The organism is Endobacterium cereale (genome assembly GCF_009617585.1).
Classification (GTDB): Bacteria; Pseudomonadota; Alphaproteobacteria; order Rhizobiales; family Rhizobiaceae; genus Neorhizobium; species Neorhizobium cereale.
Window position 1 is genome coordinate 312864 of sequence record NZ_WIXI01000045.1, and the last position, 24292, is coordinate 337155.

26 protein-coding genes are annotated in these 24292 nt (G+C 59.5%); 15 read left to right on the plus strand and 11 right to left on the minus strand.

Annotation, left to right across the window (positions count from 1 at the left end):
* Positions 1 to 33: 33 nt before the first annotated feature.
* From GAO09_RS16975 to hisS, 5 genes are all read right to left on the minus strand, one after another.
* Positions 34 to 642, minus strand: a complete 609-nt coding sequence (locus GAO09_RS16975) for a class I SAM-dependent methyltransferase (RefSeq protein WP_153355183.1) — start codon at positions 640 to 642, stop codon at positions 34 to 36.
* Between the two features lie 13 nt (positions 643 to 655).
* Positions 656 to 1354, minus strand: coding sequence for an ATP phosphoribosyltransferase (gene hisG, locus GAO09_RS16980; RefSeq protein ID WP_153355184.1), 699 nt, complete (start codon positions 1352 to 1354; stop codon positions 656 to 658).
* Positions 1354 to 2463, minus strand: a complete 1110-nt coding sequence (locus GAO09_RS16985; protein WP_153355185.1) for an ATP phosphoribosyltransferase regulatory subunit — start codon at positions 2461 to 2463, stop codon at positions 1354 to 1356. Before GAO09_RS16985 ends, hisG begins: the two co-directional genes overlap by 1 nt.
* A 157-nt stretch (positions 2464 to 2620) precedes the next feature.
* Positions 2621 to 3007 (minus strand): hypothetical protein, encoded by a 387-nt coding sequence (locus tag GAO09_RS16990; RefSeq protein WP_153355186.1) that lies wholly within the window; start codon positions 3005 to 3007, stop codon positions 2621 to 2623.
* A gap of 11 nt (positions 3008 to 3018) precedes the next feature.
* Positions 3019 to 4530 (minus strand): histidine--tRNA ligase, encoded by a 1512-nt coding sequence (gene hisS / locus GAO09_RS16995; protein WP_153355187.1) that lies wholly within the window; start codon positions 4528 to 4530, stop codon positions 3019 to 3021.
* Between the two features lie 185 nt (positions 4531 to 4715).
* On the opposite strand from hisS, the gene GAO09_RS17000 reads away from it, so the two are divergent.
* The 4 genes from GAO09_RS17000 (at position 4716) to GAO09_RS17015 (ending at position 7167) form a co-directional block, all read left to right on the plus strand.
* Positions 4716 to 5492, plus strand: a complete 777-nt coding sequence (locus GAO09_RS17000; RefSeq protein ID WP_153355188.1) for a hypothetical protein — start codon at positions 4716 to 4718, stop codon at positions 5490 to 5492.
* Between the two features lie 50 nt (positions 5493 to 5542).
* Entirely contained in the window at positions 5543 to 5914 is a 372-nt protein-coding gene (locus tag GAO09_RS17005) for a hypothetical protein (RefSeq protein WP_153355189.1), read from the plus strand.
* Between the two features lie 53 nt (positions 5915 to 5967).
* A complete protein-coding gene (gene copM, locus GAO09_RS17010) occupies positions 5968 to 6342 on the plus strand; it encodes a CopM family metallochaperone (RefSeq protein WP_153355190.1) in 375 nt (124 codons plus the stop codon).
* Positions 6343 to 6456: 114 nt separating this feature from the next.
* Complete coding sequence (locus GAO09_RS17015; RefSeq protein ID WP_153355191.1) at positions 6457 to 7167, plus strand: HAD family hydrolase; 711 nt, start codon at positions 6457 to 6459, stop codon at positions 7165 to 7167.
* On the opposite strand, the gene GAO09_RS17020 is transcribed toward GAO09_RS17015, so the two are convergent.
* On the minus strand, positions 7154 to 7777 hold the full coding sequence (locus GAO09_RS17020; RefSeq protein ID WP_153355192.1) for a DNA-3-methyladenine glycosylase I: 624 nt from the start codon (positions 7775 to 7777) through the stop codon (positions 7154 to 7156). The two genes, GAO09_RS17015 and GAO09_RS17020, sit on opposite strands and share 14 nt — an antisense overlap.
* 231 nt (positions 7778 to 8008) lie before the next feature.
* Here GAO09_RS17020 and GAO09_RS17025 point away from each other — a divergent pair, with 231 nt between their 5' ends.
* From GAO09_RS17025 to GAO09_RS17055, 7 genes are all read left to right on the plus strand, one after another.
* Complete coding sequence (locus tag GAO09_RS17025) at positions 8009 to 8854, plus strand: L,D-transpeptidase (protein WP_153355193.1); 846 nt, start codon at positions 8009 to 8011, stop codon at positions 8852 to 8854.
* Between the two features lie 164 nt (positions 8855 to 9018).
* Positions 9019 to 9708, plus strand: coding sequence for a L,D-transpeptidase (locus GAO09_RS17030; protein WP_153355194.1), 690 nt, complete (start codon positions 9019 to 9021; stop codon positions 9706 to 9708).
* A gap of 312 nt (positions 9709 to 10020) precedes the next feature.
* Positions 10021 to 10548: an NUDIX hydrolase gene (locus GAO09_RS17035; RefSeq protein WP_153355195.1), complete on the plus strand. Its 528-nt coding sequence runs from the start codon at positions 10021 to 10023 to the stop codon at positions 10546 to 10548.
* A 108-nt stretch (positions 10549 to 10656) separates the two neighbouring features.
* Complete coding sequence (locus GAO09_RS17040; protein WP_153355196.1) at positions 10657 to 12162, plus strand: inorganic phosphate transporter; 1506 nt, start codon at positions 10657 to 10659, stop codon at positions 12160 to 12162.
* 24 nt (positions 12163 to 12186) lie between these two features.
* On the plus strand, positions 12187 to 12924 hold the full coding sequence (locus GAO09_RS17045; RefSeq protein ID WP_153355197.1) for a 16S rRNA (uracil(1498)-N(3))-methyltransferase: 738 nt from the start codon (positions 12187 to 12189) through the stop codon (positions 12922 to 12924).
* A 139-nt stretch (positions 12925 to 13063) separates the two neighbouring features.
* Positions 13064 to 14437, plus strand: a complete 1374-nt coding sequence (locus GAO09_RS17050; protein ID WP_153355198.1) for a glutamate--cysteine ligase — start codon at positions 13064 to 13066, stop codon at positions 14435 to 14437.
* Positions 14438 to 14625: 188 nt separating this feature from the next.
* Entirely contained in the window at positions 14626 to 15372 is a 747-nt protein-coding gene (locus GAO09_RS17055) for a DUF937 domain-containing protein (protein WP_153355199.1), read from the plus strand.
* A gap of 82 nt (positions 15373 to 15454) precedes the next feature.
* Here the strand turns inward: GAO09_RS17055 and GAO09_RS17060 are convergent, their stop codons facing one another.
* Positions 15455 to 15748, minus strand: coding sequence for a YjiS-like domain-containing protein (locus tag GAO09_RS17060; protein WP_153355200.1), 294 nt, complete (start codon positions 15746 to 15748; stop codon positions 15455 to 15457).
* Between the two features lie 190 nt (positions 15749 to 15938).
* Between GAO09_RS17060 and GAO09_RS17065 the strand changes: the two genes are divergently transcribed.
* The 4 genes from GAO09_RS17065 to GAO09_RS17080 all read left to right on the plus strand — a co-directional run bounded on the left by GAO09_RS17065 (position 15939) and on the right by GAO09_RS17080 (position 19855).
* Entirely contained in the window at positions 15939 to 16889 is a 951-nt protein-coding gene (locus GAO09_RS17065; RefSeq protein ID WP_153355201.1) for a LysR substrate-binding domain-containing protein, read from the plus strand.
* Positions 16890 to 16983: 94 nt separating this feature from the next.
* Positions 16984 to 17880, plus strand: coding sequence for a hydrogen peroxide-inducible genes activator (locus GAO09_RS17070; RefSeq protein ID WP_153355202.1), 897 nt, complete (start codon positions 16984 to 16986; stop codon positions 17878 to 17880).
* A gap of 73 nt (positions 17881 to 17953) precedes the next feature.
* Entirely contained in the window at positions 17954 to 18520 is a 567-nt protein-coding gene (locus GAO09_RS17075; RefSeq protein ID WP_153355203.1) for a hypothetical protein, read from the plus strand.
* A 114-nt stretch (positions 18521 to 18634) separates the two neighbouring features.
* Positions 18635 to 19855 carry an MFS transporter gene (locus GAO09_RS17080; RefSeq protein ID WP_153355204.1) on the plus strand — a complete coding sequence of 407 codons (1221 nt, stop codon included), beginning with the start codon at positions 18635 to 18637 and terminating at the stop codon, positions 19853 to 19855.
* A gap of 8 nt (positions 19856 to 19863) precedes the next feature.
* On the opposite strand, the gene GAO09_RS17085 is transcribed toward GAO09_RS17080, so the two are convergent.
* The 4 genes from GAO09_RS17085 to GAO09_RS17100 form a co-directional block, all read right to left on the minus strand.
* A complete protein-coding gene (locus tag GAO09_RS17085) occupies positions 19864 to 20742 on the minus strand; it encodes a dienelactone hydrolase family protein (RefSeq protein WP_153355205.1) in 879 nt (292 codons plus the stop codon).
* A gap of 122 nt (positions 20743 to 20864) precedes the next feature.
* The gene (locus GAO09_RS17090; RefSeq protein WP_410768812.1) at positions 20865 to 21302 is read right to left on the minus strand and encodes an MAPEG family protein; all 438 of its coding nucleotides are present in this window, start codon (positions 21300 to 21302) and stop codon (positions 20865 to 20867) included.
* 100 nt (positions 21303 to 21402) lie between these two features.
* Positions 21403 to 22896, minus strand: a complete 1494-nt coding sequence (gene guaB / locus GAO09_RS17095) for an IMP dehydrogenase (protein ID WP_153355206.1) — start codon at positions 22894 to 22896, stop codon at positions 21403 to 21405.
* Positions 22897 to 23763: 867 nt separating this feature from the next.
* On the minus strand, positions 23764 to 24292 hold a 529-nt coding region (locus tag GAO09_RS17100), incomplete at its 5' end, for an MBL fold metallo-hydrolase (RefSeq protein WP_153355207.1).

Below are 24292 nucleotides of genomic sequence, written 5' to 3' on the forward strand. Positions count from 1 at the left end.
CCGGCGGGCATTTGTTTGCAAAAGCGTCTGATTTCAGGCGTTTCGCCGACGGGCGAGCCAGACGGTAGCGCCGCCGCATTGCGGATCCTGCGCTTGATGGCCCACCAGTTCAAAACGGTTCTTGCCCAGAAGTTCCGCATAATCGCGACCCGAAAGCGAAGCATGATAGAGCGGCTCACCGCCGAACTCGCCCATCGCAACGCCTTCGAAATGGCCCGACGTGAACATTAGCGCGCCCCCCGGCGCGGTCATGACCGCGAAACGGCGGAACATTTCCCGCTGGTCATCCGGGTTCAGATGGAAAAAGCTGTGCCAGGCGATGATCCCGTCGAACTTGGTCGGGATATAGAACTGGCGCATGTCCGCTTCATACCAGGCGACGCCTGGAAAACGTTCGCGTGCCAGACCGATCAGCGTTTTCGAACTGTCGACACCGGTGAGGCGAAAACCGTCACGGATGAGGTGCCCCGCAATCGGCTCTGCACTCCCACAACCGAGATCGAGCACATGGCCGCGCGCCGGCATCAGCGCCCGAAAACGATCCAGCCAGGGTTTTTCGAACAGGGTGCGGCCGCGCAACTGGTCGAAACCCAGCGCATGCCGCTCATAGAGATCGATGATATCGGCGTCTTCGCCAGCCATTAGAATGACACCATCAGAAAACGGAACGAACCGCTTCGACGATCCGCTTCACGCGTGGGTCGTTTTCGTGTTCGCTCTTGCGGGCGCGAACCAGACAGGCTTGCGATTTCAGGATCACGCCATCCGACAGGATTTTCAGATGGTTGGCCTTCAGCGTCGAGCCGGTGGAGGTGATATCGACGATGATATCCGCCTGACCCGCAGCCGGCGCACCTTCGGTGGCACCGAGGCTTTCGACGATGCGATAGAGCTGGATGCCGTGTTGCGAAGAAAAATGCTGCTGCGTCAGCCGCCAGTATTTGGTGGCGATCTGCAAACGGCGACCGTGGCGGGCGCGAAAGTCGGCGGCGACATCGCCAAGGTCGGCCATCGTATCGACGTCGAGCCAGATTTCCGGCACGGCGACCACGACATCCGCATGGCCGAAACCGAGGCGGGCAGCGATCTCCATCTTGGCGTCGGCATCGATCAGGCCTTCGCGGATCAAATCTTCGCCGGTGACGCCGAAATCGACCGTACCAGCCCCGATTTCGCGGGCGATTTCCGAGGCAGACAGGAAGGCGATCTCGATATCGTCATGGCCTTCGATGCGGCCGCGATAGGAGCGTTCATTGCCGACGGCAACAATCGGCAGGCCGGCGCGTTCGAAAATAGCGGACGCATCTTCCTTCATGCGGCCCTTGGAGGGCAGTGCGATCGTAATGATGGACATCAGCGCGCCCTCGCCTGTTCGATCCGGTCAAGCCAGAGCGAAAAGCCCACGGCCGGAATGTCTTCATTGGCGCCGAGCAGCGTCATCAGCCGGTCGAAACGGCCGCCGCCAGCCAGAACCGCATTGTCGCGGCTGACCTCGAACACAAGGCCGGTGTAATAATCGAGCGGACGTCCGAAGGCGGCGCGATACGTAACCTTGTCGAGATCGACGCCGAGATCGGCCATGGCCGCCGTGCGCGCCTCGAAGGTGACCAGCGCTGCACCGAGCGCCAGACCCGCCGCATCGGCAAAACCGGCCAGTGCTGCCGGTGCCTGCGACAGCGGTATTTCCAAGGACAGGAATTCGGTCAGAAGCGCCAGCGCCGAGCCATCCAAACGGGTTTGTGTCAGCGACTGCTTTTCCTTCAGCCGGGCCGCAATTTCGCGCGGCGAACGGCTGGCATTGGTGGAATAGCCGGTATCCTGCATCGTCTGATCGATATGAGCAATCAGGGCCGCATCATCCTTGGCCAACAGCTCGGAAAGCTGCGGCGACAGGCCGGACGGGGTTTGCGGGCTTGCCAGCGTCATCAGCAATTGCGCCAAATGCGCATTGTTGCCGAACGACTGGATCAGGCGCTTCTGCCAGCCACCGGGCAGGCCCAATGCCTTGACCACGGCTTCGAACACCGCCTGATCGCCGAGCGTGATATCCAGCTTGCGGCCGGGGATCAGGCTTTCGAGGATCTGCACAGCATCGTTGACGGCACGGGCATCGGCCGAGGCGATATTGGTTTCGCCTAGGTCTTCGATACCGGCCTGATAAAACTCGTTATCCCCTTCACGGCGCTGGCGAAACACTTCGCCGAGATAACCGTAACGGCGCGGCGTGCCGGTGGCGCTTTCGATATGGCGCAGGCAGACGGGAATGGTGAATTCCGGACGCAGGCACAGGCTCTCGCCGGTTTCGCTTTCGGTGAGAAAGATACGGCGACGCAGGTCTTCGCCGGCCATGTCGAGAAACGGTGCAGCCGGCTGGATGACCGGCGTATCGATGCGCGCCGTGCCACGAGCGGCAAATTCATCGAGCAGACGGCCCGAAAATTCGGGCATGTTGATCAGAGGCATCTGGGATCCGGCCTATGCAATTCGTATTCTTCGCGACACGTCGTGTATCGGCACACTGCGAACACCACCCTTTGCCGCCGGAGTCAACGATGTCCATGCCTTTTTTGTCATATGGATCGCGTCGGCCCGATGTATGCGCGGCACGGGGTAAAATCGGTTAGGCGGTTTCTTCGGAATTGGAAAGAAAGTCCTCCACCCGTTTTTCGACGGATGCGGCAATCGGGCCATCCAGTTCGCGATACCCCTCGCCGCCCAGAGCCAGAATGCGCGAAAAGCGCAGAGCCAGATAGCAGAGGATGGCCTCCATCGCCGGAGACGCCAGTTCCGCCATTGACCGCTTGACAGAGACCGTCCCGATCTCGTCGAGATAGCTGCGCGCCATATACTTTTCCTCGCCGTTTTCATCGAGAAAGAAATAGTCGAGGTAATTGTAGCTGAAGCCGAACGCCCCGTCGGTCCCGCGATCCCCGAACTTGCAGAAATGCTCGATCCTGACGGGCGAGGCGAAACGGCCCCAGGGCAAGTCTGCTTCGCCTGCCGTCACGGGTTTGATCCTTACCGGTGCTCGCGATCTTCCGCCTGTGCGGCGAGGATTTCCTTCACCTTGGCGACCAGATCGGCCTCGGCAACGGTTTCCTGCGCAACGCGGGCTTCACGCCACGAAGCGTTATCCTCGATCTCGCCGGAGAGGCGCTTGCCTTCGATCAGGTCCTTAATCTGCACCACGCCTTCCGCGCGCTCGTCACCACCCTGAATGATGGCGATCGGGCAGCCGCGACGGTCGGCATATTTCAGCTGGTTGCCGAACTTCTTCCAGTTGCCCTGATACATTTCGGCGCGGATGCCTTCGGCGCGCAGTGCCTGCGTAAACCGCTGGTAACGGCCCATGCTGTCCACATCGCCATCCATGACGGTGACGAGGACCGGAGCAACGACGTCATCCTGACCGAGCTTGCCGAGGTTTTTCAGCGCCGTCATCAGACGCGAGACACCGATAGAAAAGCCCGTGGCCGGAACCGGCTGGCCCATGAAACGCGAGACGAGACCATCATAACGGCCGCCACCGCCGACAGAGCCGAAGACGACCTTTTCGCCCTTTTCATTGGTGACGTCGAAGGTAAGTTCGGCTTCAAAAACGGGGCCGGTGTAATATTCGAGGCCGCGCACGACCGAAGGATCGATCTTGACGCGGTCAGAGCCGTAACCGGCGCTGGTTGCCAACGCGCCAATCGTGTTCAGCTCATCGACGCCTTCGCCGCCATTGGCGGTGCCGGCAACCAGTTCAGCGAGCTGGGCGGCACTTTCCGCGTAATCCTTGATGCCGACGAAGAACAGGACCTTTTCGATCTGCTCAGCGTTCAGGCCGGCGCCCTTGGTGAAGTCACCCGATTCATCCTTGCGGCCTTCGCCGAGCAGCAGCGTCACGCCTTCCGGGCCGAACTTGTCGAGCTTGTCGATGGCGCGCAGCACGTTCAGACGCTGGCCGGCCTTGTCGTCACCACCCAGACCGATGGCTTCCATGACGCCATCCAAAACCTTGCGGTTGTTCACCCGGATCACGTAATCGCCGCGCTTGATGCCGAGCGCTTCCATCGTGTCGGCCATCATCATGCACATTTCGGCATCGGCCTGCACGCCTGGCGCGCCAACCGTATCGGCATCGAACTGCATGAACTGGCGGAAACGGCCCGGACCCGGCTTTTCATTGCGGAACACGTAACCAGCGCGATAGGTGCGGAACGGCAGCTGGATCTCGTTGAAATTTTCCGCGACGTGGCGGGCAAGCGGCGCGGTCAGATCATAACGCAGCGACATCCACTGGTCGTCATCGTCCTGCAGCGAAAACACGCCTTCGTTGGGGCGGTCGCTGTCGGGCAGGAATTTGCCGAGTGCATCGGTATATTCGAACAGCGGCGTTTCGACCGGATCGAAACCGTAACGCTCGTAAACTTCACGGATCTTTGCCGTCATCTCGTTGGTGGCATGGATATCGGCGGCCGAGCGATCGACAAAACCGCGCGGCAGGCGGGCTTTGAGTTTCTGGGGCTTCTTCTGCTTGTCGCTCATGATCGGATATCCATTGCCTGCGGGCCTTCGGGAAAGACCGGATTATTGTGCGGTTTCTTAGAGGATCAAGCCTTGGGCGGCAAGGGCGAGCGCTGGCGAAGAGTGCCGCGCGATGGGATAGAGTGACTGCCTTGAAGGATCATCACGATTGACAGCGGCATCGCCGTGAAATCTACCGCTAACCCATGATCCTCGAAGCCCTGCAATACGCGGCGACCTATCCGGTCACGCCCAAACCATTTCGCCCGTTCATCCGCTCCTCGGTCAATCTGTGGGCGCGCGCCGGGCGTTGCGCAAAAGACTGGGCGACGCATGAGGCGCAGTGCCAGACCTTTGTCCGCGAGACCGTATCCGGAATGAAGGAGCGTCGCACCGTCGTGGTTCTGGGGTCCGGCCTGCTGCGGGATGTGCCGCTGGCGTTTCTCAGCAAGACTTTCGATACGGTGGTGCTGGTCGATCTCGTCCATCTCGCGAGCGTCAGGCTGTGGCTCTCGGCCAAAAGGCCGCGAAATGTTCGACTGATCTCACGCGATCTTTCCGGGCTCGACGATGTGCTGGCTGGACGGGAAACGGAGCCGCTCTCTTTCCTGCGGCAGGTGCCGTATCTCGACCTCGTCATCTCCGCCAACATCCTTTCGCAGATCGGTGTCGGCGCGACCCGCAGGCTTGAGACGGACAAAAGCGGTGACGCGACCGAGGTCGTGCCAAAACTGATCTCTGCGCATATCAATGGTCTTGCCGGCCTGCCCTGCACAGTGGCACTGCTGACCGATACGCGCTATCGGGTAAGCGAACGCAGCGGCGCGGTGCTGGAAGACACGGACCTTCTGTGCGGCATCACACCGCCGCCTGCCGCGCAATCCTGGTCGTGGCCCGTCGCGCCATTTGGCGAGGAGAGCCGGGATTATCAGGTCGTGCATGACGTGATTGCCACATCCGCCTTGTCGCGATTTTCCGTCTGATCGCCGCACCGTAGATTGCTTTGCCACAATCCGTGGATAGGTTGACGGTCATGAACCGCTTCGCCGCAACATTGATGGCCATTGCCTGCCTGCTTTATGCAGCCATGCCCGTATGGGCCACGCCGATGGGCACGGTTGCCGTGCCGTCAATGGAGATGGCCGCGATGGTGCATGACCACGACAGTCATGACATGTCGGCCATGGTGACGGATCATGCGAACCATTCCGGCAAAAGCGCAAAACCCTGCCCGCATGGTGCACAAGGCTGCGTCACGCCGTTCTGCGCCGCCTGCCTTGTCATTTTGCCCGATCAGGCCTTCCAGCCACTGAGCCGTATCGCCTTTTCCTATCCTGCCCCTTCACCGGCATCGGAACTGGTGCCGCATGCACCCGCCCTCAATCTTCCGCCTCCCCGAGCCTGAGTTTCAAGCCTACACTCGAACTCAACCTATTCTCGGACACGGAAGGATAAACCATGTCTCCGAAACTCTTTGGCGCCTGCATTGTTCTCGCGCTGGTTGCCGCCACGCCGCTCGCAGCACAGGATCACAGCGCCCATCATGGACCGATGGCGCAGCAGGGCGACGCGGCGAAAACGCCCTCCTCGCAGGCCTTTTGGCAGGCCAATGACACCATGCACAAGGATATGGCGATCGAACTTACCGGCGATGCCGATGTGGATTTCGTGGCGAGCATGATCCCGCATCATGAAGGCGCGATTGCCATGGCCAGGGTGCAACTCGAATACGGCAAGGACCCGGAAATCCGCAAACTGGCGGAAGCGGTGATATCGGCACAGACGGCCGAGATCGCCGACATGAAGGCATGGCTGAAGGCGCACGCCAAGTAAGCCAGCGAAGCAGCCGGGGCGAGGCATCAAAACTTCGCCCCGATCTTCTCTAAAAACTTTCCGACTTGCCGGATTTTCCGCGTCTGCCCATATTCCGGCTGGAGGATTTTTGTCATGACGATGCGCCCGATTACCGCGATCGGCTTCGATGCCGACGATACGCTATGGCAGAACGAACAGTTCTTTCGATCGACCGAAAGCCATTTTACCGGTCTGCTCAAAGAGTTTGCCGAGCACGAGATCGTCTCCGAAAAACTTCTGGAAGCGGAAAAACGTAATCTCGATTTCTACGGTTACGGCATCAAGGGTTTCATGTTGTCGATGATCGAAACCGCGATCGAGATCACCGATGGCAAGGTCGAGGCGCGCACGATCGGCGATATTCTCGATGTCGGCCGCGAAATGTTGCGGCACCCGGTGGAAACTCTTCCGCATGTGCGCGAGACGCTTGAGGCCTTGTCCGGCCATTACATGCTGGTGCTGATCACCAAGGGCGATCTGTTCGATCAGGAGCGCAAGCTGGCACAATCGGGACTTGGCGATTTTTTCGATGCCGTCGAGATCGTTTCGGAGAAGACCGCCACCACCTATCGCCGCGTCTTTTCACGCGTGGCGGACGGGCCGGAACGGGCGATGATGATCGGCAACTCGCTGAAATCGGATATCGTGCCGGCCATTGCCGCCGGTGCTTACGGCGTGTTCGTGCCGCATGAACTGACCTGGGTTCTGGAACAGGTGGAACCGCCGCAGGACGCGCCGCGCTTTCGCCAGATCGCACATCTTGGCGAATTGCCGGACATTCTCGAGGCGATCACGGGCGCTTGAAATCTTTCCGCAGGCGATCGATTTCCGGCTGGCAGAAACACCCTTCCAGATGGTCGTTGACCATGCCCATGGCCTGCATGAAGGCATAGACGGTGGTCGGCCCGACAAAGGTCCAGCCGCGTTTCTTCAGGTCTTTTGACAGGCGCGTGGAAACCGGCGTGGTCGGGTTGGCGCGCAACGTCTCCAGATCCATCACATCAGGGCGTTCATGGCCCTGCGGCTCATAGGACCAGAAAAATCTGGCCAGCGAACCGAACTCGTCCCGCAAGGTTATGGCGCGGCGGGCATTGTTGATCGTCGAAACGATCTTGCCACGGTGGCGGATGATACCGGCATCGGCAAGGCAGCGGGCGATATCGTCCTCACCGAACAGCGCCACCTTGTCGAAATCGAAACCGGCGAAGGCCGCACGAAAATTCTCACGCTTGCGCAGGATCGTCAGCCAGGAAAGGCCGGACTGAAACCCTTCAAGGCAGATCTTTTCGAACAGGCGAAAATCGTTGGTGACGGGGTGCCCCCATTCCTCGTCATGATAACGCCGGTAGTCCTCCAGCCCACCATGCCAGGCGCAGCGAAATTTTCCGTCCGGCCCCTCGATAATGCCCGTCATGCCCGTTCTTCCTGCCCGTTAACGCGATTTCGGCGGCATTCATAACACGTCAACCACGTCTTCCAACCACCCGGTAACCCTGCTGAAAGCTTTACGCGCGGTGATATCTTCAACCGAGATCAAATTTACCATTCGCTTGTGAATTGGCGACCAAGGTTCCGCAAGATCAAAGCCGGAAGCGGAAGAAGAATTCCCGCAATCGGCCAGTGAAAAGCGTTGGAGCCGATGACGATGAAGAAGAACCTGCCTTCCGCCAGATTTTTGGGTCTTCTGGCCCTCGGCCTTGCCACCACCTTGTCCTTTGCCCCGGCGAACGCGCAGGATCGCTACCGCGAGCGCCCGCCGGTCGTCGTCAGCCCCGACCTGACCGCGCCATGGCTGATGCAGTTGGGTGAAGCCCCGCGTCAGGCTGCACCGCGTTACCGTACCGCCGCTCCCCAGCAGCAATACGGCCAGCCCCAATATTATCGCCCGCAGGCACAGCCCCGTCGCAGCCAGCAGGCCCGTCAATACGGTTTTCCGCCAGCCCCTTCGCGCGATGCACGTCCAACGCGTCAGCAGCAGGGTGCGCAACAGGTGTCCATGCGCCGCCCCAATCTGCCGGTCATTCAGGGCAGGATCGAGCCACAATTCCTGCCACAGATGGTTTCCTACGAGACGAAATACCCGGCCGGCACGATCGTCATCGATACCAATAACCGCTTCCTGTATCTCGTGATGGACGGCGGTCAGGCCAAACGCTACGGCGTGGGCGTCGGCAAGCCGGGTTTCGAATGGGCCGGCGAACACAAGGTGACCCGCAAGGCCGAATGGCCGACATGGATCCCGCCGCAGGAAATGATCAGCCGTGAAGCCGCCAAGGGCCATTACCTGCCGGCGCGCATGGACGGCGGGCCGGAAAACCCACTTGGCGCGCGTGCGCTTTATCTCGGCTCGACGCTCTATCGCATCCACGGCACCAACGCGCCATGGACGATCGGCAGCGCCGTTTCCTCCGGCTGCATCCGCATGCGCAACGAGGATGTGACCGACCTTTATGGTCTCGTCGATGTCGGCACACGCGTCATCGTCATCTGAGCAAGCTTATGTAATCCGGTATTTTGCCCGCATGATTGTGACAAGATAGACACGATGGCAGGCGTATAATGCTGTTTGGTTCCTCACATTTGTCATGCCTGATCTTGCCGTGATCAGTAGGCCGGGACATCTTGTCCCGGTTTTTTATATTGAAGGGGGTCTCGATGAAGTCGAGTAAAGTGTTGTTCGCCATCGCGGCGATGGGTTTGAGCATGTCGCTGGCATTGCCGGTCACGCAGGCGAGCGCGCAGTCGCGCCAGCCGCAGACCACGGCAAGCGATGTCGCGCCTTCGGTGCGCAACAAGCCGGTTCCGGAAAAGTTCAAGCGTCGCATGGTGCGCTTCGCCACCAATGAAGCGCCCGGCACGATCATCGTCGATACCAACAACAAGTTCCTCTACCTCGTTGAAGGCAAGAACCGCGCGACGCGTTACGGCATTGGTGTCGGCCGCGAAGGTTTTGGCTGGTCGGGCGAAGTAAAGATCGGTCGCAAGGCCGAGTGGCCGACATGGACGCCGCCGGCCGAAATGCGTGCCCGCGAAGCCCGCCGCGGCATCAACCTACCGGTCGTCATGAAGGGCGGCCCGGAAAACCCGCTCGGCGCCCGCGCCATGTATCTCTACAAGGGCGGCCGAGATACCATCTTCCGCATTCACGGCACCAATCAGCCATGGTCGATCGGCCTCAACCTGTCGTCGGGCTGCATCCGCCTGATGAACAAGGATGTCGAGCATCTCTATGCCCGCGCCGCCGTTGGCGCCAAGGTTGTCGTCATCGGCCCGGGCTCGAAGCCGGGCGACGTCGCCTTCAGGGATCGTGGCGTTGATATTTTCCGAACCATTTTTGGTGGTTAAATCCACCGGCCCGTCAGCGTGAAAACGCTGCCGGGCCTCCCGCTCTGCGCCAAAGCTGACAGCCAAATCTCAAAACTGTCATACAGCAAGGCAAAATCCGACATTTCCGTCGTATTAAGAACAGATTCAGACGTAATGTATGGATAAGTGAACAGCTGTGCAAAGCGCCGCTTGACGCTTTAAAACCGTTAATCACAATCACTCGAATCAACGAGAGAGCATGTGATTCTCCTTTACCCGAAGGAGATATACTCTCGATTGTGACAGGCAAATTCTATATTAGAATCATATAAACTAGGAGATTCGCAGAAATTGGGCTTTATCGACCGCGTTACCGCCAATGTCCGTCTGATGCTGAAGCGCCCGCCGCGACAGCAATATGCGGCCCTGTGTTATCGCGTTCGCAAGAAGCAGGCGGGTCAACTGGAAGTGCTGGTGATGACCAGCCGTGATACGGGCCGTTGGGTGATCCCCAAGGGCTGGCCGATGGAAGGCAAGAAGGCGCATGCCGTTGCCGAACGCGAGGCTTATGAAGAGGCGGGCGTGAAGGGCAAGGTTTCGAAGGATCCCCTCGGTTATTTCCACTACCGCAAAACGCTGTCCAACGGCATGAAAGTGCCGGTCATCGTGCAGGTGCACGCGCTCGAAGTCGAGGACATGCTGAAAAGCTTTCCCGAAAAGGGCAGCCGCAAATACGAGTGGGTCAATTGCGAAGAAGCGGCCAACCGCGTCAACGAGCCGGAACTGAAAGTCCTGTTCATGCAGTTTGGCGGAGGGATGCATTCCAACACCAACAACGCTTCCGCACCGATGACCATCACAAAAACGGCCGAAGCCTGAATTAATCCCCACGCAGATGCCAATGGAACGGTGCCGGCATCGGTTGCGTTCGATAGCCACCGGTAGCGCCTCAGGAAGAGAGCGCTTTGCCCATCAGGATGAACAGGAATGTCCGCCAACAGACCCCGTCTGGCGAAACCTACGCTGGACAAGGATCTCGCCAAAATCTCGACGATCGAGGAAGCCTCGCGTTACCTGACGCGTGGCTTCGCCATTCATGGCGCGGCATTGATCTTTCTGGTGCTGATGGCGGCGATGGCCGGCAGCTTCGCCACCGGGCGTAGCGATGTCATTCTCGTCGTTTGCGCGGCCGCGATTGCCGGCTACATGGCGATGAACATCGGCGCCAATGATGTGACCAACAATATCGGCGCGGCGGTCGGTGCCCGCGCCATGACCATGGGTTTCGGCCTTGCGCTGGCGGCCGTCTTCGAAATCGCCGGCGCAGTGATCGGTGGTGGCCATGTGGCAAACACGATAGCCAACGGCATCATGCGCGAAGGCGTGATCACCGGCCCGGACGTATTGATCTGGGCGATGATGGCCGCCCTTCTTTCCGCCGCGCTTTTCATCAATATCGCCACCTGGCTGGGCTGGCCGATCTCCACCACCCATTCGATCGTCGGCAGCGTGATGGGCTCTGGCATTGCTGCGGCCGGGATTTCCGCCATCGACTGGACGACGGTGGGCGGCATTACCCTGAGCTGGATGATATCGCCGCTACTGGGCGCCGTGTTCGCGGCTGCCTTTCTGTATTTCATCAAGCAAACCATCATCTACCGCAGCGACAAGATCGCCGGGGCGAAACGCTGGGTGCCGGTGCTGATCGGTATCATGACCGGCACCTTTGCCGGTTACCTTGCGCTGGTGGGGCTGGGGCAGTTGATCGAGGTTTCGACGCTGAACGCGACCCTCGTCACGGTAGGCACCGGACTGATCTCATGGCGGCTGCTGATCCCTGTCATCGCCAGACAGGCGGAGGGACTTGAGAACCGCAACCAGTCGCTTCGAAAACTGTTTCGCATTCCGTTGGTTTTTGCCGCAGCGCTGATGTCGTTTGCGCATGGCGCCAATGACGTGTCGAATGCCATCGGCCCACTGGCAGCGATTGTGTCAGCCTCACGCCATGGTGTTATCGGTCAGGTGCAGGTGCCGATGTGGGCACTTGTAATCGGCGGCCTCGGCATTTCGCTCGGGCTTGTGCTTTACGGCCCGAAACTGGTCAAGCTCGTGGGTTCGGAAATCACCAAACTTAACCCGATGCGGGCTTATTGTGTCTCGTTGTCGACTGCGATGACGGTGATGACCGCGGCATGGATCGGTGTGCCGGTGTCCTCCACCCATATTGCTGTCGGCGCGGTTTTCGGTGTCGGTTTCTTTCGCGAATGGTACACGCGCCACTCCCGCAGGCGTTACGAATATCTGCGCGTGCGCGCCGGCGAAGAACCCGATGCGGCGGAACCGATCGAGCGTAACGACGACGAGTTTCGTCACCGATATCTGGTACGCCGCTCGCATTTCTTGAGCATCATTGCCGCATGGACGATCACGCTTCCTTGCGCAGCAGCCCTTTCGGTCGTTATGAGCCTGATCATGTTCGCGATCTTCCTTTGATCGCCAAAACGGGATTTTGAAATCATGCGCGCCAATTTCCGGATGCAGCGGCTTTTTGTTGAAAACGACATCACCTCAGGCACTGCGATCGAGGCGACATCGGAACAGTTCAACTATCTCGTCAACGTGCTGCGGATGGTGGCGGATGCCGAGGTGCTGATCTTCAACGGCCGCGATGGCGAGTGGCGGGCGCGCCTCACCTTCCCCAGCCGCAAGAAACTGCTGCTTGAGCCCGTGGAGCAGACACGGCCGCAGCCGCAAGCTTCCGACCTGCACTACCTGTTCGCACCCTTGAAGACCGGACGGCTGGATTATCTGGTGCAGAAGGCGGTGGAAATGGGCGCCGGCCTGCTGCAGCCTGTCATGACCCAGCACGTGCAGGGCAAGATCAACAGCATGGACCGGCTGGCTGCGAATGTCATCGAGGCCGCCGAACAGTGCGGCATATTGTCGATCCCTGAAGTAACACCCCCTAAAAAACTTGGCGAACTTCTGGAGAACTGGCCGGCGGATCGGCGTATTATCTTTTGCGACGAAGGCGACCAGGGACAGAACCCGCTGCCGATCCTTTCCGCCATCAAGGAAACCAAACTGGCGCTGCTGGTGGGACCGGAAGGCGGCTTTTCCGATGAGGAAAGGCAGGTTTTGCGGAGCCTTCCTTTCGTCACAGCGATCCCACTCGGGCCTCGCATCCTGAGGGCAGATACGGCGGCCGTGGCAGCCTTAACCGTCATTCAGGCAAGCATTGGCGACTGGCAGTAAAGCCACAGCGGCAGATTTGACACACAACTACCTGATTTTCTGAAGGCTCGTTGAAACAAATTCACTTGCACCGCACATGAAAGCGGTTCAAGCAGCCGGACGTTCGTGAGACAAAACGGCACTCCAAAAGGTACTTTAAATGGCACGTGACACCACCGATCATACGCCCCTCACTTCGGTGTCCGAACTGTCGGCCTATCTGGCTGGCGGCGCCAAGCCCAAGGACAAGTTTCGCCTTGGCACGGAACATGAAAAATTCGGCTTCTTCACCAGTAATCTCGCGCCCGTTCCCTACGAGGGCGAGGCCAGCATTTCCGCGCTTCTCAAGGGCATGCAGGACAAGCTTGGCTGGGAGCCGATCACCGATGCCGGCAACATTATCGGCCTTTCCGATACCAGCGGCATGGGCGCGATCTCGATCGAGCCGGGCGGTCAATTCGAGCTTTCCGGCGCGCCGCTGGAGACGCTGCACGAAACCAGGACCGAGACCGAACACCATCTGGCCGCCCTCAAGGAAGTGGCCGACCCGATGGGCATCCGTTTCCTCGGCATCGGCGGCAGCCCGAAATGGTCTCTGGCGGAAACCCCGCGCATGCCAAAATCGCGCTATGACATCATGACCCGCTACATGCCGAAGGTCGGCACACGCGGTCTCGACATGATGTACCGCACCTGCACTATCCAGGTGAACCTGGACTTCGCCTCCGAAACCGACATGGCGCGAAAACTGTCGCTGTCGATGAAGCTGCAACCGCTAGCAACAGCGCTGTTTGCCGCCTCGCCCTTTACCGAAAACCGCCCGAACGGTTTTCTCTCATGGCGCGGCAATATCTGGGGCGATACCGACAATGCGCGCTCCGGCCTGTTGCGCGCCGCCTTCGAGCCAGGTTTCGGTTTCGACAGTTACGTGGAATGGGCGCTCGACGTGCCGATGTATTTCATCGTCCGTGATGGCCGTTACCGCGACTGCACCGACATTACCTTCCGCCAGTTCATGGACGGCGCGCTGAAGGGCAAGATCGCGGAATGGGAGCCGACGCTCGGCGACTGGACCAACCACCTTTCCACGCTCTTCCCCGATGTGCGCCTGAAGCGTTACCTTGAAATGCGTGGTGCCGATGGTGGCCCGCTGTCGCATATCTGTGCGCTGCCGGCCTTCTGGGTCGGCCTGCTTTATGATGACGCGGCATTCGATGCCGCCGAGGCGATGACGGCGAACTGGACTTTCGAGGACGTGCAGTCGATGCGCGATGCCGTGCCGACGGTCGGCCTTTCAGCAGAACTGCGCGGCATGCCGCTCTTCGATGTCGCCCGCGATATTCTCGACATCTCTTCTGCCGGCCTGAAAGCCCGTGATTTTCGTAATGCGGAAGGCGCGGATGAGAGTGTCTATCTGGCACCGCTGGACGGCATCCTCAAGAACAAGGCAACGCTCGCCCAGGAACTGCTGACGCTTTACAATGGCAGCTGGCTGAACAGCGTCGATCCTGTTTTCGAACAGTACCAGTACTAAATCTTGCAACACTTATTGCGCGATTTCGGAACCAAGCTTCGCGCAAAATCTTTCCCGATATAATCTTTCGCATCGCCTCGAAAATCTTCTCGATTTTCGACAGGCGGATGCGGGAGATCAAAACGCTGCATGTCCAGAAGCGCGATAGGCGCAGGGACGCGGCAGATGTGTTGGGGAGGTCGTGGCACATGCTGCCATTGTTCGAGATGATGCTGAAGGCGCAGAATGGTGCCGTGACCGAGGCGCTGGCAAAGCAGTTCGGCCTGGCGCAGAGCCAAGCGGAACACGCGATCGAGGCATTGATGCCGGCCTTTTCGTCCGGCCTGAAACGCACGACCGCCAATCCCTACGATCTCGGCCCGCTGATATCGGCGATGTTTTCCGGCACTTACGGCAAGTATTTCGACAACATCGGCAAGGCTTTTAGCGATCAGGGCAAGGCGGACGGCAATGTCGTGCTCGAACACCTGTTCGGTTCCAAGGAAGTTTCCCGTGCCGTTGCCGCACAGGCCGAACAGTTTACCGGCATCGGACAGGACGTTCTCAAACGCATGCTGCCGGTGATCGCCGGCACGATGATGGGCGGGCTGTTCAAGCAGGCAACCGGTCAGTTGGGCGATACGGAGATCTATCCGATGGCGGCGATCAGTCAGAACTGGATGAAGATCATGGGGTTCGGCCAGGCCGCCTCAAAGGCGACGACAAGCGGCAATGAAGCCTTCCAGTCCGCCTTCGACAACCTTTATGCCCAGGCGATGCGGGCCATGTGGGGACTGGAAGGGCCGGAAAAACCGCAATTGCCCACGCCGTTATCCAGTCCACTTGTCGATGCGCTCATCAGCATGTTCGAAAGCGGGCTTGAAGTTCAGAAGAGCTACCAGAAAAACATGGAAGCGATCTTCGACCATTATCTCGGTCCTGCCGAAAAGCCTTAGACACGAAAAAGCCCGGCACGGGGCGGACCGGGCCGGGCAAGAGGCAGGGCTATTGGCATGACCCTGCGGGGAAAACTCTGACTTATCTTTCCAGCGACAGAAGATAGGCGCGACGGCCGCGCTGTCTTGCTGCGGAAAGAAGGCGATAGGGATCGTCCAGCACGCCGGACTGGGTGAGCGCCCGCTCGACATCGCTGCGTGTCAAACCGAGGTCGCTCAGTTGCTGATCGTCGAAATCCAGCAAGGGATTGAGCGCGGCGCGATTTTTCAAGGCGCGCCACAGGCTGGCAAAACGCACGTTCAGACGGCCAAGAAACGTGGTGCCGCGGGTTACGCCAACCAATCCAAGTTCTGTCATCCGTTCATTCGTGCGCATGGCCTTATCCTCTCGTCAGGCACGGGAAAGACCGCTCCGACGCTGTAAACGGCCGGCAAGCGGTCAGGGGAACTTCGCTCTTTCGAAGCGTTGTTGCTCTGGAATTGCGTTTCGTTATGCGAGATCACTATTGATCAGTCCAACGAATGTTTCTAATGGTTATCATCAACCAACCTGATGGATCACACCCATGTCCGCCCCGCTCGATATCGACCAGTTGCACACCTTTGTCGCCATCGTTGACACTGGCAGCTTCACCAAGGCGGCGGACCGGGTGTTCAAGACGCAATCGGCGGTTTCCATGCAGATGCGTCGGCTGGAAGAACGGGTGGGCAAGCAGCTGTTCATGAAGGACGGGCGCGGCAACAAGCTGACCGCCGAAGGCGACAAGCTTTTGAATTACGCGCGACGCATCATCCGCCTCAGCAACGAGGCCATGGCCGCCTTCGACGACAACCGGCTGGAGGGCATGTTGCGCATCGGCACGCCGGACGATTATGCCGACCGCTACATGCCGGAAATCATCGGCCGATTTGCCAAGACGCATCCGAATGTCGAGCTTTACATCGTCTGCGAACCCTCGCCGAGCCTTGCCGAAAAGATGTCACGCGGCGAGCTGGATATCGCGCTTGTCACCCACAATCCGCGCCTGCGCGTCTCCGACGTGGTGCGCACCGAACCGCTGTGCTGGGTCGGCTCCGCCAACCATCCGCTGAAGGACGATGCGCCGGTGCCGCTGGCGGTCGGGCGGCGGGACTGCCTGTGGCGGCAACTTGCTTGTTCGGCGCTCGATGCCGATGGCCGCGATTATCAGGTCCTGTTCACCAGCTGGTCGGCGACCGTGGTTGCCGCTGCCGTGCTGACCGGCCTTGCCGTCTCCGTCCTGCCGGAATCGGCACTGCGCACCGGCATGAAAGTGCTGACCGCAGCCGACGGTTTCCCGCCGCTGCCGCCGGTGCAGATCGGCCTGATGAAGCGCCCCGGCCTGTCGCCTTCTCTGCTGCATGCCATTACCGACCACATCACCGCCTGTCTCGACAACATCTCGCCCGCCCCCGTTTCGGACGATGTGGATGGCGACATGAAGACGGTGACACGGCTGGTGCGGCCACGCATGGCGCAGGTGATGCCGGGCTGGTGACAGCCTTCCCGATCTACCAGTGAACAGTTGCGCCGGTTAATCGCTCACGATATTTTCCAATCGTGAACATCAACTGAGATCGGAAAAATCTATCATGCTGACATTGCGCCAGATGCGCTACTTTGAAGCGCTGGCTGCTGCCCGCCACTTCGGCAAGGCGGCGGCGATGGTCAATGTCAGCCAGCCGGCTCTGTCGGCGCAGATCATGGAGATGGAAGACCATCTCGGCGTCCTTCTCGTAGAGCGCCATCGTTCCGGCGTGCTTCTGACGCCGAAGGGCGAAGCCGTGCTGCAGCGAGTGCGCCGTATTCTTGAGGATGTGGCAGGGCTGGAAGAATTTTCGCGTGATGGCGGCGGTGTGCTGCAGGGGCTGACACGGATCGGCATCATTCCGACGGTTGCCCCTTATCTCGTGCCGGCTTTGGTACCGCATCTGCGCAAAACCTATCCCGAGGTCGAGATCGAATTGCGTGAGGCCGTCACCGACCGGCTGGTCGCCGACCTGAGCGAAGGCCGCATCGACGCGGTGATTGCGGCTTTGCCGATCGACGGCGACGGGCTGGAAAGCCTGCCGCTGTTTGCCGACCGGTTTTTCATGGCCATGGCCAATAATGACAGCGATGTGCTGACCTCTCCCTTGACGGAAACGCAGGTGGACGCCGAGCGGCTTCTGCTGCTGGAGGAAGGCCATTGCCTGCGCGATCAGGCGCTGGCCGTCTGTGGCACGGCCGGAAAACGTAGCCTCGTCAATTTTGGCGCCACCTCGATGACCACGCTTCTGCAGATGGTCTCGCACGACATGGGCATGACGCTGATCCCGGAAATGGCGATCGCCACCGAAGCGGCGCGCAACGACCTGCGCATCGTCCCCTTTGCGGAACCGATGCCATCACGGCGGATCGGGCTGATCTGGCGGCGATCGAGTGGGCGAGGGAAGGACATGGAGGCGCTGGCGGGGGCGATTGTGGCTTGCGGGGCGCGACCGAACTGAAACTTGTCGCACGATGGCAGCAGCAGACAATGTCTCGCATTGCCATTTTTGGGTGCCATCAATGGAGAACGAAATGGTTTCAGACGAAAAGATAGAAGGTCTGGGTTTTTCGAATGTAATCACCTTTTCGCCGAGAAAATATTCCGTGCAGGAAATCAAAAACGATCCTCTCCGAGCCCTGTACAATCTCGACCTTCTTTTTCTCGACTTTGTACTGTTCGACGATCAGATCAAGCAATGTGAACGCAACGGGGAAACCTGGAGAATCTTCGGGCAGGACACCGAGGGTGTCTTCGGCCTTTCAGGGCAAAGCGGCGAAGTCCTCTATGTCGCGCGCGGCTTCAAGGATCAGATCGACATTAAGTTCTGCGCTCGCGGTCTGGACGATTTCGTCTCACTGATGAACATGTTCGTCTCCTATATTTTTCGCGTTCGAGCCTCATTCAAGGGCGGACATGACAAAATCGAGGACAACGTAAGTGACTATTTCCTCGACTACGCCCGCAAGTTCCTGAACGAGGAGGAATTATCCAATTCTTACTGGGCCGGCATCTGTGAGCTGATCGAGACTGGCGAATGGCTCGTCACCAGAGGGCTACGGGAATATCTGGAAACGGGCAGGTTACAGCAAGCCGAGTAAGAGGGCTTGTCTGATCACAGGCCCCGTACCGTACCGCCCACGCCCTATTCCCGCTTGGCGCGCATGGACGCCGCGCTTAAAACTGGCGCGTCGACCACGCCTCGCGAGCCTCCCATGACAGACGCCTCCCTCGGCTCCATCCACTCGAAACGCAACCTCTTTGTTTGCCTTGCCGGTTCATTCACCACCATCGTGGCGATGACGCTGCTGCTTCCCTTCCTGCCGCTTTATGTCGAGGAACTCGGGCTCACCGATCATGCTGCCATCGTGCAATGGTCCGGTATCGCTTACGGCGCCACCTTCTTTGCCGCCGCCATCGTTGCACCGCTCTGGGGCCGGCTCGGCGATATTTACGGGCGAAAACTGATGCTGGTGCGCGCCGCGATCGGCATGACGATCGCCATCTCGCTGATGGGCATGGCGACGACCGTATGGCAGCTGGTGGCGCTGCGGCTCGTCGTAGGCCTCGCCGGCGGTTATGCCTCCGGCTCGATGGTGCTGGTGGCCGCACAGACGCCAAAGGATCGCTCCGCCTGGGCGCTCGGCACACTGTCGGCCGGAATCATGGCCGGCAATCTGGTCGGGCCTCTCATCGGCGGGGTTCTGCCGCAACTGATCGGCATCCGCGCCACGTTCCTGTGTGCCGGGGCTGCGATCTTTTTCGCCTTCCTCGCCACGCTGTTTCTGATCCGCGAGGAAAAATCGCCGGCGCGCAAACAGGCGGCCAAGAGTGGTGGCGGATTGCGCTCGCTGCCGCACAAGGGACCGGTTCTCGCCATGCTGTTTACCGGCATGCTGCTGATGTTCGCCAACATGTCGATCGAGCCGATCATCACTGTTTATGTGGCACAACTGGTGGCCGATCCGGCGCATGTGACGATCACCGCAGGGATCGTCATGTCGGCGGCGGCACTCGGCAGTGTGCTCTCCGCTTCGCGGCTCGGCAGGCTGGCTGATCGCATCGGTTACTGGCGGGTGATAACCGGCACGCTGGCGGTGGCGGCGGTGCTGCTCATCCCGCAGGCCTTTGTCACCGAAAGCTGGCAACTGATCCTGCTGCGGTTTTTGATGGGGCTGGCGCTGGGCGGGCTTTTGCCCTGCATCACCGCCGTCATCCGCCACAATGTGCCCGATAGCGCCACCGGTGCCATTCTCGGTCTGTCGATCTCGGCGCAATATGTCGGACAGGTGGCGGGGCCGGTGTCGGGCGGTTTTGTCGGCGGGCATATCGGCATGCCGGCGGTGTTTTTCGGCACCGCCGTTCTTCTGGCCGGCGGTGCGCTGTTCTGCCATCTGGTGCGGCCGGCGGAGGCGCGAAACGCTGCCTCCACCTGATCTCCTGTTCAGCCAAGGTTCTTTTTGAAGAACTCCGTCGTGCGGCTCCATGCCAGATCGGCGGCCGCCTTGTCGTAACGGGCCGACGACGTATCGTTGTTGAAAGCGTGGTTGACGCCTTCATAAACAAAGATCTCGAATGTCTTGCCGTCCTTTTCCAGCGCCTCTCGATAGGCCGGGATGCCGGCATTGATGCGCTCGTCGAGGCCGCCGTAATGCAGCATCAGCGGCGCCTTGATTTTTGGCACATCGGCGGCCGGCGCCTGCTGGCCATAATAGGCGACGCCGGCATTGAGCTCCGGCGAGTTCACCGCCATGCGGTTGACCAGCCCGCCACCCCAGCAGAAGCCGACCGCGCCGACCTTGCCGTTTGCGCCTTCGTGCTTTGCAAGCCAGACACGCGCGGCTTCACCATCGGCGGCGGTTTTCGCGGCATCGAGCGTCGAAAACATTTCGCGCGCCTTGTCTTCATCCGGTGGGGTGCCACCGACCGGAGATAGAAAATCCACGGCAAGCGCGTTGAACCCTTCGAGGGCCGCACGGCGCGCGACATCGCGGATATGTTCGTTGAGGCCGCGGTTTTCATGGATGACGATGATCGAGCCGAGCGGACCGCTGGCCGATTTCGGCCGTGCCCAGTAGCCCTTCATCTCTCCGTTCGCACCGGGAAAAACCACGCTCTTGGTGGTGAGACGATCGTCATCGACCGCGACGACGGCGGCCTGTGCACCGCTGGCGGCCAGCATGGGGGCGATGGCGGCAGCGGCCGCACCCGATCCGGCCAGAACCGTCAGGCGCTCCATGAATTTGCGGCGGTCGAGATGGAGATGCGTGTATTCGTCATAGGCGGAGATCATCGCCTGAGTGACTTCCGGCTTCTTGTCCATGATGCCTGCTCCTCTCGTGAAACGATGAAGCGGAGGTAGAGCAGGCATTTGGCAAAAACGACGGATGCCGCTGCAGCCGCCCTACACGAATGCGTGAGGCGGATGCGCCGGTTTCAGAACAATCAGGAGGTTGCGAGCCAGATGGCCAGCCAGCCCCACATCAGCACGGTCGCCAGAAAACCGACCATGAACAGCGGGCGGCGCAAAAGCAGCCGGTTGCTGGTGACATGCACATAGGCATGGGCGTAACGCGACAGCACAAAGATCCAGGCCAGTGCAATCGTGATGATGTTGTCGGCATTGGAGATAAAGATCGCCACCACGCCGGCGTGAAACAGCATCGGCAGTTCGAACTGGTTTTTCAGATTGTTATGTACCAGCACGCTTTCCGCCGGTTCGGACAGGTTTTCCTTGAACTGGCGGGGATCGAAACCCTTGTCGCGGATGGCGGCCATGCGTCGCTTCGACAGCATGTAATACAGAATGAAAACGAGGAACGCATGCGCGATCATCGGCCAGAACATGGCGGTGGTATCGGTCATCAGCAAATCTGACGTCATCGGCGTGGCCTCCAGCTTTGAAGAGCTGGTTCTGACACGAAAACGGGCCGGGCAAAATGCCCGGCCCGCCTGAAATCGGTGGAGAGTTTTTCGGCTCGCTTTAGGAGCTGACGCCCGGATAGTTCGGGCTTTCGCGGGTGATCGTCACGCCATGCGGGTGGCTTTCGCGCAGGCCCGCGCCGGAAATGCGCACAAACGTCGCCTTTTCCTGAAAATCCTTGATGTCCTTGCCGCCGACATAACCCATGGCGGCCTTGAGGCCACCGGCCAGCTGGTGCAGCACGGCCGAAACCGGACCCTTGTAGGGAACCTGACCTTCGATGCCTTCCGGAACCAGTTTCAGCGTGTCGCGCACTTCCGCCTGGAAATAACGGTCTGCCGAGCCGCGCGCCATGGCGCCGACGGAACCCATGCCGCGATAGGCTTTGAACGAACGGCCCTGGTAGAGGTAAACTTCGCCCGGGCTTTCGTCGGTGCCGGCCAGAAGCGAACCGATCATGACGGCGGATGCACCGGCGGCGATCGCCTTGGCGACGTCACCGGAAAATTTCAGGCCGCCATCGGCGATGACCGGGATGCCGTGCTTGTTGCCTTCCTCGACGGCCGCCATGACGGCTGCAAGCTGCGGCACGCCGACACCGGCGACGATACGCGTGGTGCAGATCGAACCCGGACCGATACCGACCTTGATGCAGTCCGCACCGGCATCGATCAGCGCCTTGGTGCCTTCCGAGGTGGCGACATTGCCGGCGATGATGCGGATGGCATTCGACATCTTCTTGACGTGGGCAACCGCATCCAGAACCTTCTGGGAATGGCCGTGTGCGGTATCGACAACGATGACATCGACGCCGGCATCGATCAGGCGCTCGGCGCGCTCGACACCATCATCACCGGTGGAGATGGCGGCAGCGACGCGCAGACGGCCCTGCGCATCCTTGGCGGCGTTCGGGTTGAGCTGCGACTTTTCGATATCCTTGACGGTGATGAGACCGACGCAACGGCCTTCATTGTCGACAACCAGCAGCTTTTCGATGCGGTTGGTGTGCAAAAGGCGCTTGGCTTCGGCCTGATCGACACCGTCCTTGACGGTGATCAGGTTGTCGCGCGTCATCAGTTCAAAAATCTTCTGGGACGGATCGGAGGCAAAACGCACGTCGCGGTTGGTGAGGATACCGACCAGACGGCCCGGACGACCGCCATTTTCCACGACCGGAATGCCGGAAATGCCGTGTGCCTTCATCAGCGCGTGGGCATCGGCCAACGTGGCGTCTGGGCCGATCGTGACCGGATTGACGACCATGCCGCTTTCGAATTTCTTGACCTGACGAACTTCTTCGGCCTGTTCGATCGGGGTCAGGTTGCGGTGGATGACGCCCATGCCGCCCGACTGCGCCATGGCGATGGCGAGGCGGCTTTCGGTGACCGTGTCCATGGCCGAAGACAGGATCGGCAGCGACAGGTCGATATCCTTGGCGATGCGGGTGGCGATATTGGTCTGGCCGGGCATGACTTCCGAGTGACCCGGCTGCAGGAGCACATCATCGAAGGTAAGCGCTTCCGCGCCGGTTGCCGAGATTACGATGCGTGCCATTGCCAGTTCCTTCAGTTGGATAGGCAGAATCCTCCAGAAAAAGGAAAATCCTCGGTCCGGTTTCTTCTGCATGAAATACATGGAAGTTGGCGAGGGCTGGTAACACGTTCATGACAGATTGGGAACAGAAAAATCCCGGAGGGGAGACCCACCGGGATTGCATAGCTCGTGCCTACGCGGAGACGACGCGACTGGATGCAATTTAGACGACCGCCCGGCGCAGCACTCCGAAGCGCCGAATATGCCTTGGCCGTAACCCATGTCACTTTCTAGATCTTCAGGTGAATTTGGCCGCACTCTAATTCACTAACGGCCCGCCGAACGGGTAAATGCTCCCGTGCTCGTCAAAAAATGCTTTCCGCCTCACGCTCCAACGATACGACTTACGCTGCCCATCCTTACCGATAACGTCAATCACTACATAACTTGATTTGTATTTTCGTCTCGTGCAACAAATCGAGTACATATTTTGAATATACGTTCTCATCATATAAAATCCGTCAGAAATTCCAAATTCAACATCGGTTTTATCAATTACATTCGTCAAACCTATCGACCCCGGAATGATTTTCACCGGGTAAATCAATTCAACGGATTCTACCTTTGATGAAACCCTTACATTCCTTATGGCACTATTGATCGCATTATGGTCGATGACAAAAAACAGTATGTAAAATAACGCAACAATCAAAAAAGAAAAAATCGCGATCATTGATCGCATGATGCTTCTCCAGTTCATACGGATATTTCAGTAAAGCTACCTAATCTGCGGAACATGACAACAGGTTACCGCCTCCCGCAAGGGACATATAAGCAAAAGCCACCCAACTGGGTGGCTTTTGTCGTTTCAGGCCATGAAATCGGCGATCAGATCTCGAACTGGTAGCTCTTCGGTACGAAACGATAACCGTCCTCGAATTTTTCGGCATAACCGACAGCCGGGAACGGCATGTGGTAACCGAGGAAGGCAACCTTGTCGGCGGCGATCATGTCAAAGACCTTGCGGCGGCTTGCGGCGGCCTTGGCCTTGTCCATGTCGAAACGCACCTGCCAGTCGGGCTTCTGCAGCGACAGCACATAGTGGTTGGCGGTATCGGCGGTCAGCACCAGACGCTTGCCAGAGGATTCGACATTGAAGACCATGTGGCCCGGCGAGTGGCCAAAGGCTGCCATGCTGGTGATGCCGGTGACGACATCCGCACCGTCTCCAATGAAGGTCGTCTTTTCGGCGAGCGGTTTGACATTGGCGAGCACGCCCTTGTGGCCACCTTCCGCCGGCGTGCCGACGCGGGCTTCATCGGTCCAGAAATCGTATTCGACCTGGCCGGCGATATAACGCGCATTCGGGAAGGCAGGCGCGCCCTTTTCCATCAGGCCACCGATATGGTCGCCATGC

Excerpts from the sequence above, each read along its gene's own strand:
- GAO09_RS17090 (WP_410768812.1), bottom strand. The coding sequence starts at position 21,302 with ATGACGTCAGATTTGCTGATGACCGATACCACCGCCATGTTCTGGCCG.
- hisS (WP_153355187.1), bottom strand. The coding sequence starts at position 4,530 with ATGAGCGACAAGCAGAAGAAGCCCCAGAAACTCAAAGCCCGCCTGCCG.
- GAO09_RS17040 (WP_153355196.1), top strand. The coding sequence starts at position 10,657 with ATGTCCGCCAACAGACCCCGTCTGGCGAAACCTACGCTGGACAAGGAT.
- GAO09_RS17080 (WP_153355204.1), top strand. The coding sequence starts at position 18,635 with ATGACAGACGCCTCCCTCGGCTCCATCCACTCGAAACGCAACCTCTTT.
- GAO09_RS17085 (WP_153355205.1), bottom strand. The coding sequence starts at position 20,742 with ATGGACAAGAAGCCGGAAGTCACTCAGGCGATGATCTCCGCCTATGAC.
- guaB (WP_153355206.1), bottom strand. The coding sequence starts at position 22,896 with ATGGCACGCATCGTAATCTCGGCAACCGGCGCGGAAGCGCTTACCTTC.
- GAO09_RS17075 (WP_153355203.1), top strand. The coding sequence starts at position 17,954 with ATGGTTTCAGACGAAAAGATAGAAGGTCTGGGTTTTTCGAATGTAATC.
- GAO09_RS17065 (WP_153355201.1), top strand. The coding sequence starts at position 15,939 with ATGTCCGCCCCGCTCGATATCGACCAGTTGCACACCTTTGTCGCCATC.
- GAO09_RS17030 (WP_153355194.1), top strand. The coding sequence starts at position 9,019 with ATGAAGTCGAGTAAAGTGTTGTTCGCCATCGCGGCGATGGGTTTGAGC.
- GAO09_RS17055 (WP_153355199.1), top strand. The coding sequence starts at position 14,626 with ATGCTGCCATTGTTCGAGATGATGCTGAAGGCGCAGAATGGTGCCGTG.
- GAO09_RS17005 (WP_153355189.1), top strand. The coding sequence starts at position 5,543 with ATGAACCGCTTCGCCGCAACATTGATGGCCATTGCCTGCCTGCTTTAT.
- GAO09_RS17060 (WP_153355200.1), bottom strand. The coding sequence starts at position 15,748 with ATGCGCACGAATGAACGGATGACAGAACTTGGATTGGTTGGCGTAACC.
- GAO09_RS17070 (WP_153355202.1), top strand. The coding sequence starts at position 16,984 with ATGCTGACATTGCGCCAGATGCGCTACTTTGAAGCGCTGGCTGCTGCC.
- GAO09_RS17045 (WP_153355197.1), top strand. The coding sequence starts at position 12,187 with ATGCGCGCCAATTTCCGGATGCAGCGGCTTTTTGTTGAAAACGACATC.
- GAO09_RS17050 (WP_153355198.1), top strand. The coding sequence starts at position 13,064 with ATGGCACGTGACACCACCGATCATACGCCCCTCACTTCGGTGTCCGAA.
- copM (WP_153355190.1), top strand. The coding sequence starts at position 5,968 with ATGTCTCCGAAACTCTTTGGCGCCTGCATTGTTCTCGCGCTGGTTGCC.
- GAO09_RS17015 (WP_153355191.1), top strand. The coding sequence starts at position 6,457 with ATGACGATGCGCCCGATTACCGCGATCGGCTTCGATGCCGACGATACG.
- GAO09_RS17020 (WP_153355192.1), bottom strand. The coding sequence starts at position 7,777 with ATGACGGGCATTATCGAGGGGCCGGACGGAAAATTTCGCTGCGCCTGG.
- GAO09_RS16985 (WP_153355185.1), bottom strand. The coding sequence starts at position 2,463 with ATGCCTCTGATCAACATGCCCGAATTTTCGGGCCGTCTGCTCGATGAA.
- GAO09_RS16975 (WP_153355183.1), bottom strand. The coding sequence starts at position 642 with ATGGCTGGCGAAGACGCCGATATCATCGATCTCTATGAGCGGCATGCG.
- GAO09_RS17025 (WP_153355193.1), top strand. The coding sequence starts at position 8,009 with ATGAAGAAGAACCTGCCTTCCGCCAGATTTTTGGGTCTTCTGGCCCTC.
- GAO09_RS17000 (WP_153355188.1), top strand. The coding sequence starts at position 4,716 with ATGATCCTCGAAGCCCTGCAATACGCGGCGACCTATCCGGTCACGCCC.
- hisG (WP_153355184.1), bottom strand. The coding sequence starts at position 1,354 with ATGTCCATCATTACGATCGCACTGCCCTCCAAGGGCCGCATGAAGGAA.